Here is a 15,552-nt window from a genome sequence, read left to right as displayed (position 1 = left end):
GGGGGTTCATTTATGATGCACTTCTTATCACGGACTGATGTACCCAAAGAAAGAGATGCTGGCGTGTCCAGCACGCAGTTTGTTAATGATGTAGCCGTGATAAAGAGGTCGTAATGCCAGGCAGCACCTTGTTTAAAGCGTTGGTTTTGTTTGTCGCCCTTTGGGCACCTGTCACTCAGGCAGACTCCGGTTGGCAACCCGTTAAGGAAACTATCCGGAAGAGCGAAAAAGATACCCGTCAATATCAGGCTATTCGCCTTGATAATGGGATGACCGTGCTCCTGGTTTCCGACCCACAGGCGGTAAAGTCCCTCTCGGCACTGGTGGTGCCTGTTGGGTCGCTGGAAGATCCTGAAACCCATCCTGGGCTTGCACACTATCTGGAACATATGACGCTGATGGGGTCAAAAAAATACCCGCAGCCAGATAGCCTGTCCGAATTTCTCAAGATGCATGGCGGCAGCCACAATGCCAGTACGGCACCGTACCGCACGGCCTTCTATCTCGAAGTCGAGAACGATGCGCTGGAAGGGGCGGTCGATCGTCTTGCTGACTCCATCGCCGCCCCGTTGCTGGATAAAAAATACGCCGATCGTGAGCGCAATGCGGTGAATGCCGAGCTGACCATGGCCCGCTCGCGGGACGGTATGCGCATGGCGCAGGTGAGCGCCGAAACCATCAACCCTGCGCACCCGGGTTCTCGTTTCTCCGGCGGTAACCTGGAGACATTGAGCGACAAACCGAACAGCCCGGTACTTGATGCGCTGCACGCGTTTCGCGATAAATACTACTCCGCCAACCTGATGAAAGCGGTTATCTACAGTAATAAACCGCTGCCAGAGCTGGCCGGCATGGCGGCCAAAACGTTTGGTCGGGTGCCAAATAAAAATATCGACCAGCCGCAAATAAATATTCCGGTGGTGACGGAGGCGCAGAAAGGCATCGTGATCCACTACGTGCCCGCCCTGCCGCGCAAAGTGCTGCGCGTTGAATTCCGCATTGATAACAACACGGCGCAGTTTCGCAGTAAAACCGATGAGCTGGTGACCTATCTGATTGGTAACCGTAGCCCGGGTACGCTTTCTGACTGGCTGCAAAAACAAGGGCTGGTAGAAGGCATTCGCGCCGACTCCGATCCGGTTGTTAACGGCAATAGCGGCGTGCTGGCGATATCCGCAACCCTCACCGATAAAGGGCTGGCAAACCGTGATGAGGTGGTGGCTGCTATCTTCAGCTATCTCACCCTGCTGCGTGATAAAGGCGTCGACAAGCGCTACTTCGATGAGCTGGCGCACGTGCTGGATCTCGATTTCCGTTATCCGTCTATTACCCGCGATATGGATTACGTGGAGTGGCTGGCGGACACCATGATTCGCGTGCCGGTGGAGCACACCCTTGACGCGGTGAATATTGCTGACCGGTATGATGCCGAGGCGGTAAAAGCGCGCCTGGCGATGATGACGCCGGAGAATGCCCGTATTTGGTACATCAGCCCGGACGAACCGCATAACAAAACGGCTTATTTTGTCGATGCCCCGTATCAGGTGGATAAAATCAGCGCTCAAACCTTCACCGACTGGCAGAAGAAAGCCGGAGAGATAGCGTTGCAGCTGCCTGAGCTGAACCCCTATATCCCGGATGATTTCTCGCTGATCAAAACCACGAAGGACTATCCGCACCCGGCGCTTATCATTGATGAGCCGACGCTGCGCGTGGTGTATACCCCAAGCCGCTATTTCGCCAGCGAGCCAAAAGTCGATGTCAGCGTGGTGCTGCGTAACCCGAAAGCAATGAATAGCGCTAAAAACCAGGTGATGTTTGCGCTCAACGACTATCTCGCCGGTATCGCGCTCGACCAGCTTAGCAACCAGGCGGCCGTAGGGGGAATCAGCTTCTCGACCAATGCCAATAACGGGTTGATGCTCAATGCAAACGGCTACACCCAGCGTCTGCCTCAGCTGTTCCAGGCACTGCTGGAGGGCTATTTCAGCTATACGCCTACGGAAGAACAGTTTGAGCAGGCCAAATCGTGGTATGCGCAAATGATGGACTCTGCGGAGAAGGGCAAAGCTTACGACCTGGCACTCATGCCGGCGCAGATGCTGTCGCAAATTCCCTATTTTCAGCGTGAAGATCGCCGCGCCTTACTGCCCTCTATCACGTTAAAAGACGTGCTCGCTTACCGTGACGCGCTGAAAACCAATACGCGCCCGGAGTTCCTGATTGTCGGTAACATGAGCGAGGAACAGGCCAAAACGCTGGCGGAGAACGTGCGCACTCAGCTCGGCTCGAAAGGCGACGAGTGGTGCCGCAACCAGGACGTACTGGTTGAGAAAAAACAGAATGTGATTTTTGAAAAGGCGGGAAACAGCACGGATTCCGCCCTGGCTGCGGTATTTGTGCCAACGGGGTATGATGAATTCTCCAGTTCAGCGCAGAGTGCCGTGCTGGGCCAAATTATTCAGCCGTGGTTCTATAACCAGTTACGCACGGAAGAGCAGCTTGGCTACGCGGTGTTCGCTTTCTCCATGAATGTCGGTCGTCAGTGGGGGCTGGGTTTCCTGCTGCAAAGCAGCGATAAGCAGCCGGCGTATCTCTGGCAGCGTTATCAGGCCTTCTTCCCGCAGGTGGAAGCAAAACTGCGCGCGATGAAGCCGGAAGAGTTCGCCCAGATCCAGCAGGCCGTTATCGCGCAGGTGATGCAGCCGCCGCAGACGCTGGGTGAAGAAGCCTCACAGCTGAGCAAAGATTTCGATCGCGGTAATCTGAAATTTGATTCGCGTGATAAAGTAGTGGCCGAGATAAAACAGCTGACGCCGCAGAAGGTTGCCGACTTCTTCCATCAGGCGGTGATTAAGCCGCAGGGAATGACCATCCTTTCTCAGGTTTCCGGTAGCCAGAACGGGAAAATGGAGTACGTTAACCCGCATGGCTGGAAAGTCTGGAAGAGCGTCAGCGCGCTGCAGCAATCTATGCCCTGGAGTAAGAAAGAATGACCGATACCGCTGAGTCCCTTGATCCCTTACGTTTACCTCTGCAGGGTGAACGATTGATTGAAGCCTCAGCGGGAACGGGAAAAACCTTCACCATCGCCGCGCTCTATCTGCGCCTGCTGTTAGGGCTCGGTGGCAACGCCGCTTTTCCTCGTCCATTGAGCGTGGAGGAACTGCTTGTGGTGACCTTCACCGAGGCCGCCACCGCAGAGCTGCGCGGCCGTATTCGCGCCAACATCCACGAGCTGCGCATCGCCTGTCTGCGTCAGAGTTCAGATAACCCCCTTTATGCCAGTCTTCTGGAAGAGATTGCCGACAAGCAGCAGGCCGCACAGTGGCTGCTTCTGGCCGAGCGGCAGATGGACGAAGCGTCCGTCTTCACCATTCACGGTTTTTGCCAGCGCATGCTGAGCCTGAATGCGTTTGAGTCCGGCATGCTGTTTGAACAGCAGCTCATTGAAGATGAAACCGTGCTTCGCTATCAGGCCTGTGCGGACTTCTGGCGTCGCCACTGCTACCCGTTACAGCGCGATATCGCCGAAGCGGTACACGCGCTGTGGAAAGGCCCTGAGGCGCTGCTGCGCGCGATCGATCGCTATCTTCAGGGAGAAGCGCCGGTAATCAAATCTCCGCCGCCGGCGGATGAAACCCTGGCGTCACGCCATGAAAAAATCATCGCGCGAATTGTCGACATCAAGCAAAAATGGATTGAGTCAGTCGGCGAAATTGACGCGATCATTGAAAATTCCGGGATTGACCGTCGCAAGTTTAACCGCGGCAATCAGGCGAAATGGATCGACAAGATCAGCGCCTGGGCGCAGGAAGAGACGCGGGGCTACCAGCTCCCGGACGCGCTGGAGAAATTCTCCCGGCGTTTCCTCGTTGAGCGAACCAAACCCGACGGGATTGTGCCCGAGCATCCCCTGTTTGTGGCGATTGAAACCCTGCTGGCTGAGCCCTTAACGCTCAACGATCTGATGATCACTCGTGCCATGACGGAGATCCGCGAAGCCGTCGCCCGCGAGAAACGCCGCCGGGGCGAACTGGGGTTCGACGATATGCTAAGCCGCCTTGATGCAGCGTTGTGCAGTGAAAATGGCGAGGCGCTTGCCGCCGCTATTCGCACCCGCTTCCCGGTGGCGATGATTGATGAATTTCAGGATACCGACCCTCAACAGTACCGTATTTTTCGCCGTATCTGGCGCCAGCAGCCCGGCACCGCGCTGTTGTTAATCGGCGATCCTAAACAGGCCATCTACGCCTTCCGCGGTGCGGATATTTTCACCTACATGAAGGCCCGCAGCGAAGTTGAGGCGCACTACACGCTGGATACCAACTGGCGTTCATCTCCCGGCATGGTGGAAAGCGTCAACGCGCTGTTCAGCCGCATGGATACGGCGTTTATGTTCCGGGAGATCCCGTTCCAGCCGGTAAAGTTTGCTGAGAAAAATGCCTCGTTGCGCTTCGAACTGAACGGCGAGACGCAGCCTGCCATGCGCTTCTGGCTGCTGGATGGGGATGGCTGCGGCGTCGCCGACTATCAAAATGCCATGGCCCAGCACTGTGCCGCGCAAATCCGTGACTGGCTCAGCGCGGGCGCACGCGGCGAGGCGGTACTCTGGAAAGGCCAGAATGCCAACCCCGTAAAGGCATCGGATATCACGGTGCTGGTGCGTAGCCGTCAGGAGGCCTCGCTTATCCGTGATGCCCTGACCTTACTGAATATTCCCTCCGTATACCTTTCAAACCGCGACAGCGTCTTCGAAACGCTGGAAGCGCAGGAGATGCTATGGCTGCTGCAGGCCGTACTTGCCCCGGAGCGGGAAAGCACGCTGCGCAGCGCATTAGCCAGCGCGATGCTCGGGCTGAACGCGCGTGATATCGATGCGCTCAACAATGACGAGGCCGCGTGGGATGCCGTGGTGGAAGAGTTTGTTCGCTACCGGGATAAATGGCAGAAGCGCGGCGTGATGGCAATGGTGCGCGAGCTCATGGCACAGCGCCACATTGCGGAGAATATGCTGGCTACAGCGGGCGGTGAGCGCCGGCTGACCGATATCTTACATATCAGCGAACTCTTGCAGGAAGCGGGCACGCAGCTGGAAAGCGAGCACGCGCTGGTGCGCTGGCTGGCGCAGCAGATTGCCGACCCGAACAGCAATTCGTCCAGCCAGCAGATGCGGCTTGAGAGCGATAAGCATCTGGTGCAGATCGTCACCATTCACAAGTCAAAAGGGCTGGAGTATCCGCTGGTCTGGCTGCCGTTTATCGCTAATTACCGCGTGCAGGATCAGGCTTTTTACCACGATCGCGAGTCGTTCGAGGCGGTGCTCGATCTCAGCAACGCGGAATCCAGCGTTGAGCTGGCAGAGGCCGAGCGTCTGGCGGAAGATTTACGCCTGCTCTACGTGGCGCTGACCCGTTCTGTCTGGCACTGCAGCCTGGGCGTTGCCCCTTTGTTCCGACGTCGTGGCGAAAAAACCGGGGAGAGCGATTTTCACCTGAGCGCGCTGGGGCGGTTAATTCAGCACGGCGAACCCAAAGACGCAGCGGGTCTGCGCCAGTGTATCGAATCCCTTTGTACAGAGCATGTTGCCCTGCATATTCCGGCACAGCCTGATAATAGCCGCTGGCTAATGCCGGACCCGCGTGAGGCAGAGCTGCATGCCCGCCAGGTTGTCCGCACGATTGCCGATGACTGGCGCGTCACCAGCTACTCCGGTTTACAGCAGCACGGACAGAGTATTGCGCTGGATCTGATGCCAAAACTGGACGTGGATGCATCGGGGACCGGTAGCGTTCCCGTTGAGCCGGTGCTAACGCCGCACCAGTTCCCGCGCGGTGCTTCTCCGGGCACGTTTTTGCACAGCCTGTTTGAAGAGCTGGATTTTACCCAGCCTGTCTCTGAAGAGTGGGTGCTGAAGATGTTGCAGAGTGGGGGCTATGACCCTCTATGGGTGCCGGTTCTGCGTGACTGGATCCACGCGGTTCTGCACGCTCCGCTCACGGAGCAGGGGATCGCCCTCAGCCAGTTGACCGCCAAAGATAAACAGGTGGAGATGGAGTTTTACCTCCCCATCGCCAGCCCGCTCAGGGCCGAGGCGCTTGATGCGCTGATCCGCGAGTACGATCCGCTATCCGCGGGCTGCCCGCCGCTGAACTTTCGTCAGGTGCAGGGGATGTTAAAAGGCTTTATTGACCTCGTTTTCCGCCATCAGGGGCGCTATTACCTGCTGGATTACAAATCGAACTGGCTGGGCGAAAACAGCGAAGCCTATACCCAACAGGCGATGGCGTCGGCCATGCAAATGCATCGTTACGATCTGCAGTACCAGCTTTATACCCTGGCGCTGCACCGTTACCTGCGCCATCGCATTGCCGATTACCGTTACGAAGACCATTTTGGCGGCGTAATTTACCTGTTCCTGCGCGGCGTGGATGCGAGCGACCCGCGATCCGGCGTGTTTAGTACGCGGCCTGCTGCGGAACTGATTGAAAAAATGGATAACCTGTTTGCTGCAAGCACGGAGGAGGTGGCATGACGATGCAGGCGCTACTGCTGGAAGCGGTTGAACAACGATTACTGCGCCACCTTGACGTGCAGTTCGCCATGATGGTGGCGGGCGAAGAGCCTGCCGTGATGCTCGCCGCCGCCATTCTGAGTAAAGACGCGGGGGAAGGTCACGTGTGTCTGCCGCTGTCGCGTCTGGCGGTGGACGAGAAAATGGCTCCGGCTTTACAGGCGTGTTTCGCTTTGCTGGGTGAAAACGTGGACTGGGAAGCGATATTGCTAAGTTCGCCTGCTGTTAGCGGAACCGATACCGGGACGCCAATGATCCTTATCGGCGAGCGTTTGTATCTTAACCGGCTGTGGCGTAACGAACTGACGGTGGCGCGCTTCTTCAGCGAGACGAATGCCCCGCTTCCCTGCGATGAAGCGCAGCTTCGGCACGTGCTGGACACGCTGTTTACCTCTGACGATGAAACAGACTGGCAGAAAGTGGCGGCAGCCGTGGCGTTAACGCGACGGATCTCGGTCATTTCTGGCGGCCCTGGCACCGGGAAAACGACCACCGTGGCAAAGCTGCTTGCGGCCCTGATTCAGCTTTCGGGCGAACAAAAGTGTCGTATTCGCCTGGCGGCCCCTACCGGTAAAGCGGCGGCTCGTCTGACGGAGTCGTTAGGCGGGGCGCTGCAAAAACTGCCGCTTACCGGGGAGCACCTTGCGCTTTTCCCCAACGAAGCCAGCACGCTGCACCGGTTGCTTGGCGCGCAGCCGGGCAGCCAGCGTCTGCGTTATCATGCCGGTAACCCCTTGCACCTTGATGTGCTGGTGGTGGATGAAGCGTCGATGATTGACCTGACGATGATGTCGCGTTTGATCGATGCGCTTCCGCCTCACGCGCGCGTCATTTTTCTCGGCGATCGCGACCAGCTTGCCTCCGTGGAAGCGGGCGCCGTACTCGGCGATATCTGCACGTATGCCAGCCTGGGGTACACCGCTGAACGCGCGCAGGAGCTGGCCCGTCTGACCGGATGTTCGCTCGTCTCAGAAAACCATTCCCTTGCGGGTGCGCTGCGCGACAGCTTGTGTCTGCTGCAAAAAAGCTACCGTTTCGGCAGCAGCTCCGGCATCGGCCAGCTTGCGGCAGCGGTGAACCGCGGTGACCGGCACACAACCTGTGCGGTATTTGACGGTACCTTTACGGACATTGAGAAGAAATCGCTGCAAAGCGGAGAAGAGTATCAGGCGATGCTTGATGATGCCCTGCTGGGGTATCAGCACTTCCTGACGGGCGTACAGCAGCAAAGCACGCCGGAGCGGGTGATTGCCGCGTTTGGCGAATACCAGCTGCTCTGTGCGCTGAGGGAAGGGCCATTTGGCGTCAGCGGCCTGAACGACAGACTGGAACAGCTGCTGGCGCAAAAGCGTAAAATATACCGTACCCCGCATTCGCGCTGGTATGAAGGGCGTCCGGTGATGATCTCCCGCAACGACAGCACGCTGGGGTTATTTAACGGGGATATCGGGATTGCGCTCGATCGCGGTCAGGGCCTGCGCGTCTGGTTCCAGATGCCGGACGGCAGCGTGAAGTCTTTCCAGCCCAGCCGTTTGCCCGAGCATGAAACCGCGTGGGCGATGACGGTGCATAAATCCCAGGGCTCCGAGTTTAACCATGCGGCGCTGATCCTGCCCACGCAGCTTTCACCCGTCATTACCCGCGAGCTGATTTATACCGCCATCACGCGCGCGCGTCAGCGCCTGTCGCTGTATACCGACGAGCGCGTGCTGGTGCAGGCGATTGCCACCCGCACGGAACGCCGAAGCGGGCTGAGCGCGATATTTGAGTCCCTCTGAACCACGTCAGAAATGCAGGCCGGGTAAGCGCAGCGCCACCCGGCAAGCGTTGTATTAGCCCAGGTCAGCCATCAGCACTTTTGAGCGGCGCTGATAGTTGTACATCTCTTTCTTCGTTTCCGGCAGAGAGTCAATATCCACAGGCGTAAATCCGCGCTCCTGGAACCAGTGAATGCTGCGCGTCGTCAGAACGAACAGCTTGCTCAGGCCCATCTGGCGCGCCTGTGCTGCCACGCGCTCAAGCAGCATTTCGCCGCGCGATGAGCTTCGGTAATCAGGGTGCACCGCCACGCAGGCCATTTCACCGATCTTCTCTTCCGGGAACGGATAGAGGGCGGCGCAGGCAATAGTCAGGTTATCGCGCTGAATAATAGTGAATTTGTCGATCTCCATCTCCAGCTGCTCGCGCGAGCGACGCACCAGAATTCCCTGCTGTTCGAGCGGGCGGATCAGCTCCAGAATGCCGCCGATGTCATTGATGGTGGCGCGGCGTATCTGCTCCGCGCTCTCCATCACGATCTGGGTGCCGATGCCGTCGCGGGAGAACAGCTCCTGCAGCAGGGCCCCGTCTTCCTGATAGCTGATCAGGTGGCTACGGCGCACGCCGCTGCGGCAGGCCTTCACCGCACCGCGCAAAAAACGCACGGTGCCGGAGTGGTAGTCTCCTTCTTCTTCCAGCGCTTCAACGCGGGCCTGGGCTTCATTCGGGAAGAGTTCCGGCACAATCGCTCCTTCAGCGTTCACGACCCCCTGGGAGGAGCAAAACCCAATCATTTTCTCCGCCTTCAGCTTGATTGCCAGCTGCGTGGCAATCTCTTCTGAGGTGAGGTTAAAGCTTTCACCGGTGACGGAAACTGCCACCGGGCCCATCAGCACGATGGCACCGCTGTCCAGCTGGCGGTGAATGGCTTCTTCATCAATACGACGAATGCGGCCGCTGTGGCAATAGTCGACGCCGTCGTCCACGCCGAGCGGCTGGGCAATGATAAAGTTGCCGCTCACGACGTTGATATGCGCCCCCTGCAGCGGCGTGTTGTTCAGGCTCATCGACAGGCGCGCCGTAATATCCAGCTGCAGCAGACCCGCCGCCTGCTTCACCAGCTCAAGGGTTTTCGCATCGGTAACACGGGTATGTTTGTGGTAAATCGGCTCGTGGTGATGAGCGGCCAGGTTGGCATCAATCTGCGGACGTGCGCCATAGACCACGACCAGGCGGATCCCGAGGCTGTGCAGCAGACCAATGTCATTGACGATGCTGGAAAAATTTTCATGCTCAATGGCTTCGCCGCCAAGCATGATGACAAACGTTTTTCCCCGATGGGCGTTGATATAGGGAACAGAATGGCGGAATCCCTGGACCAGTTCGGTTCTACGTTCCTTCACCATGGCACAACCCTTAATGAATGTTTATTCGTAATTTCTGTATTTTTATTCGATTGTGCGCGCGTGTGCAAGCGCAAATTTTCCGCGACCCACAGAAAATGATAAGTAATCCGTGCGTTAGCGTATGATTGTTTACCCTTTTATAGATGACAGTTTATGCGTCATTCGTTAAAGTTTTCGGTCAATCTGGACATTTTGTATATCAGTCAGTGTTCTTGCTCGGGAGAAGCATGTCGGGATCCAATTCAGCAATAAGCCGCCGCCGTTTGTTAAAAGGGGCCGGGGCAATGTGGTTGCTTAGCGTCAGTCAGGTCGGCCTTGCCGCCACGAGTCAGGTTGTCGCGGTGCGCGTCTGGCCGTCTTCGACCTATACGCGCGTGACGGTCGAATCGAATCGCGTGCTGAAATATAAGCAATTTGCCCTCAGCAACCCTGAACGTGTGGTGGTGGATCTCGAAGGCGTTAACCTCAACTCCGTGCTTAAAGGAATGGCGGCGCAGATCCGCGGCGACGATCCGTTTATTAAATCGGCGCGCGTCGGGCAGTTTGATCCGCAAACCGTACGCATGGTGTTTGAGCTGAAGCAGAACGTTAAGCCGCAGCTGTTTGCCCTTGCGCCTGTCGCCACGTTTAAAGAGCGTCTGGTGATGGATCTCTACCCGGCAAATGCGACGGATATTCAGGATCCGCTGCTTGCGCTGCTGGAGGATTACAACAAAGGCGATCTGCAGCGTCAGGTTCCGCCTGCGCAAAGCGGTCCGCAGCCGGGGAAAGCAGGGCGCGATCGTCCGATTGTGATCATGCTCGATCCAGGCCACGGCGGCGAAGACTCCGGTGCGGTGGGGAAATATCGCACGCGTGAAAAAGACGTGGTGCTGCAAATTGCCCGTCGTCTGAAGGCGTTGATTGATAAAGAAGGCAATATGCGCGCCTATATGACGCGTAATGAAGACATCTTTATTCCGCTCAAGGTTCGGGTGGCGAAGGCGCAGAAGCAGCGCGCAGATTTGTTCGTGTCGATCCATGCGGATGCGTTTACCAGCCGTCAGCCAAGCGGCTCGTCGGTGTTTGCACTCTCAACTAAAGGCGCGACCAGTACCGCCGCGAGATACCTTGCGGACACCCAGAACGCCTCGGACCTTATTGGTGGCGTGAGCAAAAGCGGTGACCGCTACGTCGACCACACCATGTTCGATATGGTGCAGTCGTTGACCATCAACGACAGCCTGAAATTTGGTAAAGCGGTGCTGGGCAAGCTGGGCAACATCAATAAGCTGCATAAAAACAGCGTGGAACAGGCCGGGTTTGCGGTACTTAAGGCACCTGATATCCCGTCTATTCTGGTAGAAACCGCGTTTATCAGTAACGTTGAAGAGGAGCGTAAGCTCAAGACGGCAAAATTCCAGCAGGAGGTAGCGGAGTCGATTCTGGCAGGGATACGTGCGTATTTCTCAGACGGGGCGACGCTGGCGCGACGCGGGTAAATCTTTCAGGCCGGGTGAACGCCCGGCAGTTTCACAAACGACAAAAACAAAAAAACACCCTTGAGGGTGTTTATTGTTTTAGAAGTGTTGGTTGCGGGGGCCGGATTTGAACCGACGACCTTCGGGTTATGAGCCCGACGAGCTACCAGGCTGCTCCACCCCGCGTCCGTCTTTCTACTCTTGTAGAAACTTACTTCTTCAAATTTGATTGGTTGCGGGGGCCGGATTTGAACCGACGACCTTCGGGTTATGAGCCCGACGAGCTACCAGGCTGCTCCACCCCGCGTCCGTCTTTCTACAATCGTAGAAGATACTTCATCAAATTTTAATTGGTTGCGGGGGCCGGATTTGAACCGACGACCTTCGGGTTATGAGCCCGACGAGCTACCAGGCTGCTCCACCCCGCGTCCGTGGATGCGCACTATACTCGGATAGGTTTGTGATGCAACCCCTTTTTCACATAAATCATGATTTTGTATGCAAATTGAACGACATGGCATTGTTTGGGCTATTTTTTGCGCAAAATTTGCCAAAGGGCATGCGATTGCATTTCATTAGCCCTGGCGGTTTGTTATCTTCATCACGCGGAAATGGGCAACTTAAAGACGAGATATAATGAAAGGACGTTGGGCGAAGTATCTGATGACGGGCGCAATGGTAGCCATTCTTGCGGCCTGCTCTTCTAAACCGACCGATCGCGGTCAACAGTATAAAGACGGGAAGTTATCCCAGCCTTTCTCTTTAGTTAATCAACCTGATGCCGTTGGCGCACCGATTAACGCCGGCGATTTCTCCGAGCAGGTTTACCAGATCCGCAACGCGTCGCCGCGTCTGTATGGCTCTCAGAGTAGCGTCTATAGCGCGGTCCAGGACTGGCTGCGGGCGGGCGGTGATACGCGCAATATGCGCCAGTTTGGTATCGATGCCTGGCAGATGGAAGGGGCGGATAACTACGGCAACGTCCAGTTCACCGGGTATTACACGCCTGTGATTCAGGCGCGACACACGCGTCAGGGCGAGTTCCAGTATCCTATTTATCGCATGCCGCCAAAGCGGGGGCGCCTGCCGTCCCGCGCCGAGATTTACTCCGGAGCGCTGAGCGAAAATTACGTTCTGGCCTACAGTAACTCCCTGATGGATAACTTCATCATGGACGTTCAGGGCAGCGGCTACATTGATTTTGGCGATGGTTCGCCGCTTAACTTCTTCAGCTATTCCGGTAAAAACGGCCACGCCTACCGCAGCATCGGCAAGGTGTTGATCGACCGCGGCGAAGTGAAGAAAGAAGACATGTCGATGCAGGCGATCCGCGAGTGGGGAGAAAAACACAGTGAAGCCGAGGTGCGCGAGCTGCTGGAGCAGAACCCGTCGTTCGTCTTCTTCAAACCGCAAAACTTCGCGCCGGTGAAAGGGGCCAGCGCCGTTCCGCTGATTGGCCGGGCGTCGGTGGCATCGGATCGTTCCATTATCCCTGCGGGCACTACGCTGCTGGCGGAAGTGCCTCTGCTGGACAACAACGGCAAATTCAACGGTCAGTATGAGCTGCGTCTGATGGTGGCGCTGGATGTCGGCGGAGCGATTAAAGGCCAGCACTTCGATATCTATCAGGGCATTGGCCCGGATGCCGGCCACCGTGCGGGCTGGTATAACCACTACGGACGCGTATGGGTGCTGAAAGCGGCGCCTGGCGCCGGAAACGTATTCAGCGGCTGATTGTGGTATTCTGAGCGGAATACGGATTACTGTTCAGGGTGAGGAAAACCTCACCCTTTTTACATCTGAGGTTTTATGTCTGTGGTAATCAGCGATGCCTGGCGCCAGCGTTTCGGCGGCACGGCACGTCTCTATGGTGAAAAAGCTCTGCAGCTGTTTGCGGATGCGCACGTCTGCGTCGTGGGCATTGGTGGTGTGGGGTCGTGGGCGGCAGAAGCGCTGGCGAGAACCGGTATTGGCGCCATCACGCTGATTGATATGGATGACGTGTGCGTCACCAACACCAACCGTCAAATCCATGCCCTGCGTGATAGCGTCGGCCTGGCAAAATCTGAGGTCATGGCGGAACGTATTCGCCTGATCAACCCGGAATGTCGGGTCACGGTGATTGATGATTTTGTGACGGCAGATAACGTCGCCGAATACATGAGCAAAGGCTATAGCTATGTGATTGACGCCATCGACAGCGTGCGGCCAAAAGCGGCGCTGATCGCGTACTGTCGTCGTTACAAGGTCCCGCTGGTGACCACCGGCGGCGCGGGTGGGCAAATCGATCCGACGCAGATCCAGGTGGCCGATCTGGCGAAAACCATTCAGGATCCGCTGGCGGCCAAGCTTCGCGAACGCCTGAAGAGCGACTTTAACGTCGTGAAGAACAGCAAAGGCAAGCTGGGCGTTGACTGCGTGTTTTCGACCGAAGCGCTGGTCTACCCGCAGGCGGATGGTTCAGTCTGCGCGATGAAAAGCACGGCGGAAGGACCAAAACGAATGGATTGCGCCTCAGGCTTTGGTGCGGCCACCATGGTGACCGCTTCCTTTGGCTTTGTGGCGGTGTCTCACGCCCTGAAGAAGATGATGGCGAAGGCGGAACGTCAGGCCTGAACCTGACGTGCGGCTTCCTGCACGGCTTCGCTTAGTGCGATAAGGCCCTGGCCGCGCGAGGCGCTCAGCTGCGCGCGCAGTCCCAGCTCATCAAAGAGCGCCAGCGGCGAGCGCGTAAGCAGCTCCGCCGCGCTTTTTCCCTCGATGGCGGTTAACAGTACCGCCAGCAGCCCGCGTACGATACGTCCTTCGCTGTCGCCAAAGAAATGCAGCTTCTCGCCCGTGACGCTTACGCCCAGCCAGACGCGGTTCTCACAGCCCGCGATCTCTTTTGCCTGCGCTTTAAGCTCGTCAGACAGGGTCGGTAGCTGCTTACCGAGAAGAATAAGCTGGCGATATTTATCCTCCCACTGCGAAAGCGGGGCGAAGGTCTGCTTTAAGGTCTCTTCTGTGATGACGGTGCCAAACGGATGTCCGGCTAAATCTGCGTGTGTCATTAATCCACCAGTATTTCAAGGGCGCGATCGACGGCGGCAACCAGCGCGTCGACGTCGCTTGGCGTATTGTAGGGCGCAAACGAGGCGCGCAGCGTACCGCTCACGCCAAGCGCCGCCAGAAGCGGCTGGGCGCAGTGCTGGCCGGCGCGAAGGGCAATGCCATACCCGGCCAGCAGCGTCACCATGTCGCTATGGTGCACGCCCGCAAAATCAAAGGCGAGCAGGCTCGAGTCCTGCACGCGGAACGAGCGGAAACCCGGGCGCTTTTTGAGTTCTTCCTCTGCCAGCGTCGCCAGCCCCCGGCTCCAGCTTTCAGCCTGAACAATGTCTGTTTCAGCCAGCCACTCGAGCGCGGCGCTCAGGCCAATGACGCCGGCCACGTTCGGCGTCCCCGCCTCAAGACGGTAAGGTATTTCCTGAGTTTTAAAGCCCTCGAAGGTCACTTCGGTAATCATTTTGCCGCCGCCGAGCCACGACGTCATTTGCTCCAGCAGTTCCGGTTTACCGTACAGCGCCCCGATACCGGTTGGCCCGTAGAGCTTATGTCCTGAGAAGGCATAAAAATCGATATCAAGCGCCTGCACGTCAGCCGGGAAATGCACCACGCCCTGCGCGCCGTCGACCATCACGACCATGCCGCTGGCATGCGCGATGCGAATGGCCTGCGCCAGGTCCGGGCAGCCGCCGGTAACGTTCGACATCTGCCCGAGCGCCAGAATGCGGCTGCGGGGGGTGATCAACTCTGGTAGGTGGGCCACGTCGGGCAGAAGGTTTGCACCCAGAGGGAGTTTAACCACGCGTGCACCCGTTTGCTCGGCTACCATCAGCCACGGCACCAGGTTTGCGTGATGCTCCGCCTCGCTGACGATGATTTCGTCGCCCGGCTGAAGCAGTGGGCGCGCGTAGCACTGGGCCACCATATTGATGGCCTCGGTCGTGCCGCGCGTCCAGACGATGTTTTTCCCGCTTTCGGCATTGATCAGGCGCGCGACCTGATCGCGTGCGGCTTCATAGCGCGCGGTTAATCGCTGCGCTTCGGCAAACTGGCTGCGATGCACGTTGCCGGCGCTCAGGCTGTAGAACTGCTGCGTCGCCTCAATCACCGCCTGTGGCTTAAGGGCGGTGGCGGCGCTATCAAGGTAAATACCGGCATCGGCCAGCGCCGGAAACTGGGCGCGGAACTGCGCAGGGCTGAAAGCGTTCATGGGATTCCTCGTATCAATAATGCGATCGTCGCGCAATTTCAGCTGCAGGGCAAGGAGGTTGATATCTATCAGAATTGTCTGCTTATCCATATGACC

General features: G+C 57.5%; 9 protein-coding genes and 3 tRNA genes. 6 read left to right on the top strand and 6 right to left on the bottom strand.

From position 1 onward, the window contains the following. Positions 1 to 113: 113 nt before the first annotated feature. From ptrA to recD, 3 genes are read left to right on the top strand one after another with little or no spacing between them, the layout of a single operon-like run. Complete coding sequence (ptrA, locus tag ACWHWP_RS18870; RefSeq protein ID WP_447856149.1) at positions 114 to 2,996, top strand: pitrilysin; 2,883 nt, start codon at positions 114 to 116, stop codon at positions 2,994 to 2,996. Next, positions 2,993 to 6,535, top strand: a complete 3,543-nt coding sequence (recB, locus tag ACWHWP_RS18865) for an exodeoxyribonuclease V subunit beta (protein WP_447856148.1) — start codon at positions 2,993 to 2,995, stop codon at positions 6,533 to 6,535. Before ptrA ends, recB begins: the two co-directional genes overlap by 4 nt. Then, on the top strand, positions 6,532 to 8,352 hold the full coding sequence (gene recD, locus ACWHWP_RS18860; protein ID WP_447856147.1) for an exodeoxyribonuclease V subunit alpha: 1,821 nt from the start codon (positions 6,532 to 6,534) through the stop codon (positions 8,350 to 8,352). Before recB ends, recD begins: the two co-directional genes overlap by 4 nt. 54 nt (positions 8,353 to 8,406) lie before the next feature. On the opposite strand, the gene argA is transcribed toward recD, so the two are convergent. After that, positions 8,407 to 9,738 carry an amino-acid N-acetyltransferase gene (gene argA, locus ACWHWP_RS18855; protein ID WP_059311720.1) on the bottom strand — a complete coding sequence of 444 codons (1,332 nt, stop codon included), beginning with the start codon at positions 9,736 to 9,738 and terminating at the stop codon, positions 8,407 to 8,409. Positions 9,739 to 9,965: 227 nt separating this feature from the next. Between argA and amiC the strand changes: the two genes are divergently transcribed. Further along, on the top strand, positions 9,966 to 11,219 hold the full coding sequence (gene amiC / locus ACWHWP_RS18850) for an N-acetylmuramoyl-L-alanine amidase AmiC (protein WP_023309036.1): 1,254 nt from the start codon (positions 9,966 to 9,968) through the stop codon (positions 11,217 to 11,219). A gap of 88 nt (positions 11,220 to 11,307) precedes the next feature. Here the strand turns inward: amiC and ACWHWP_RS18845 are convergent. From ACWHWP_RS18845 to ACWHWP_RS18835, 3 genes are all read right to left on the bottom strand, one after another. Beyond that, a tRNA-Met gene (locus ACWHWP_RS18845) sits at positions 11,308 to 11,384 on the bottom strand. A 44-nt stretch (positions 11,385 to 11,428) separates the two neighbouring features. Next, positions 11,429 to 11,505 (bottom strand) — tRNA-Met (locus tag ACWHWP_RS18840). A 44-nt stretch (positions 11,506 to 11,549) separates the two neighbouring features. Next, positions 11,550 to 11,626, bottom strand: a tRNA-Met gene (locus tag ACWHWP_RS18835). A 208-nt stretch (positions 11,627 to 11,834) separates the two neighbouring features. Here ACWHWP_RS18835 and mltA point away from each other — a divergent pair. Continuing rightward, on the top strand, positions 11,835 to 12,932 hold the full coding sequence (gene mltA / locus ACWHWP_RS18830) for a murein transglycosylase A (RefSeq protein ID WP_059311721.1): 1,098 nt from the start codon (positions 11,835 to 11,837) through the stop codon (positions 12,930 to 12,932). 75 nt (positions 12,933 to 13,007) lie between these two features. Then, positions 13,008 to 13,814 (top strand): tRNA cyclic N6-threonylcarbamoyladenosine(37) synthase TcdA, encoded by an 807-nt coding sequence (gene tcdA / locus ACWHWP_RS18825; RefSeq protein ID WP_008499651.1) that lies wholly within the window; start codon positions 13,008 to 13,010, stop codon positions 13,812 to 13,814. On the opposite strand, the gene csdE is transcribed toward tcdA, so the two are convergent. Together csdE and csdA are read right to left on the bottom strand one after the other, a co-directional pair. Further along, complete coding sequence (gene csdE, locus ACWHWP_RS18820; RefSeq protein ID WP_429056125.1) at positions 13,805 to 14,251, bottom strand: cysteine desulfurase sulfur acceptor subunit CsdE; 447 nt, start codon at positions 14,249 to 14,251, stop codon at positions 13,805 to 13,807. The two genes, tcdA and csdE, sit on opposite strands and share 10 nt — an antisense overlap. Then, the gene (gene csdA, locus ACWHWP_RS18815) at positions 14,251 to 15,456 is read right to left on the bottom strand and encodes a cysteine desulfurase CsdA (RefSeq protein ID WP_447856711.1); all 1,206 of its coding nucleotides are present in this window, start codon (positions 15,454 to 15,456) and stop codon (positions 14,251 to 14,253) included. The genes csdE and csdA overlap by 1 nt, the downstream gene beginning before the upstream one ends. Positions 15,457 to 15,552 lie beyond the last annotated feature (96 nt).

It is taken from the genome of Enterobacter sp. WI-ESBL-E8 (assembly GCF_053364895.1).
The sequence above is the reverse complement of the archived record's forward strand: the minus strand, read 5'-3'. Positions and strand labels throughout refer to the sequence as shown.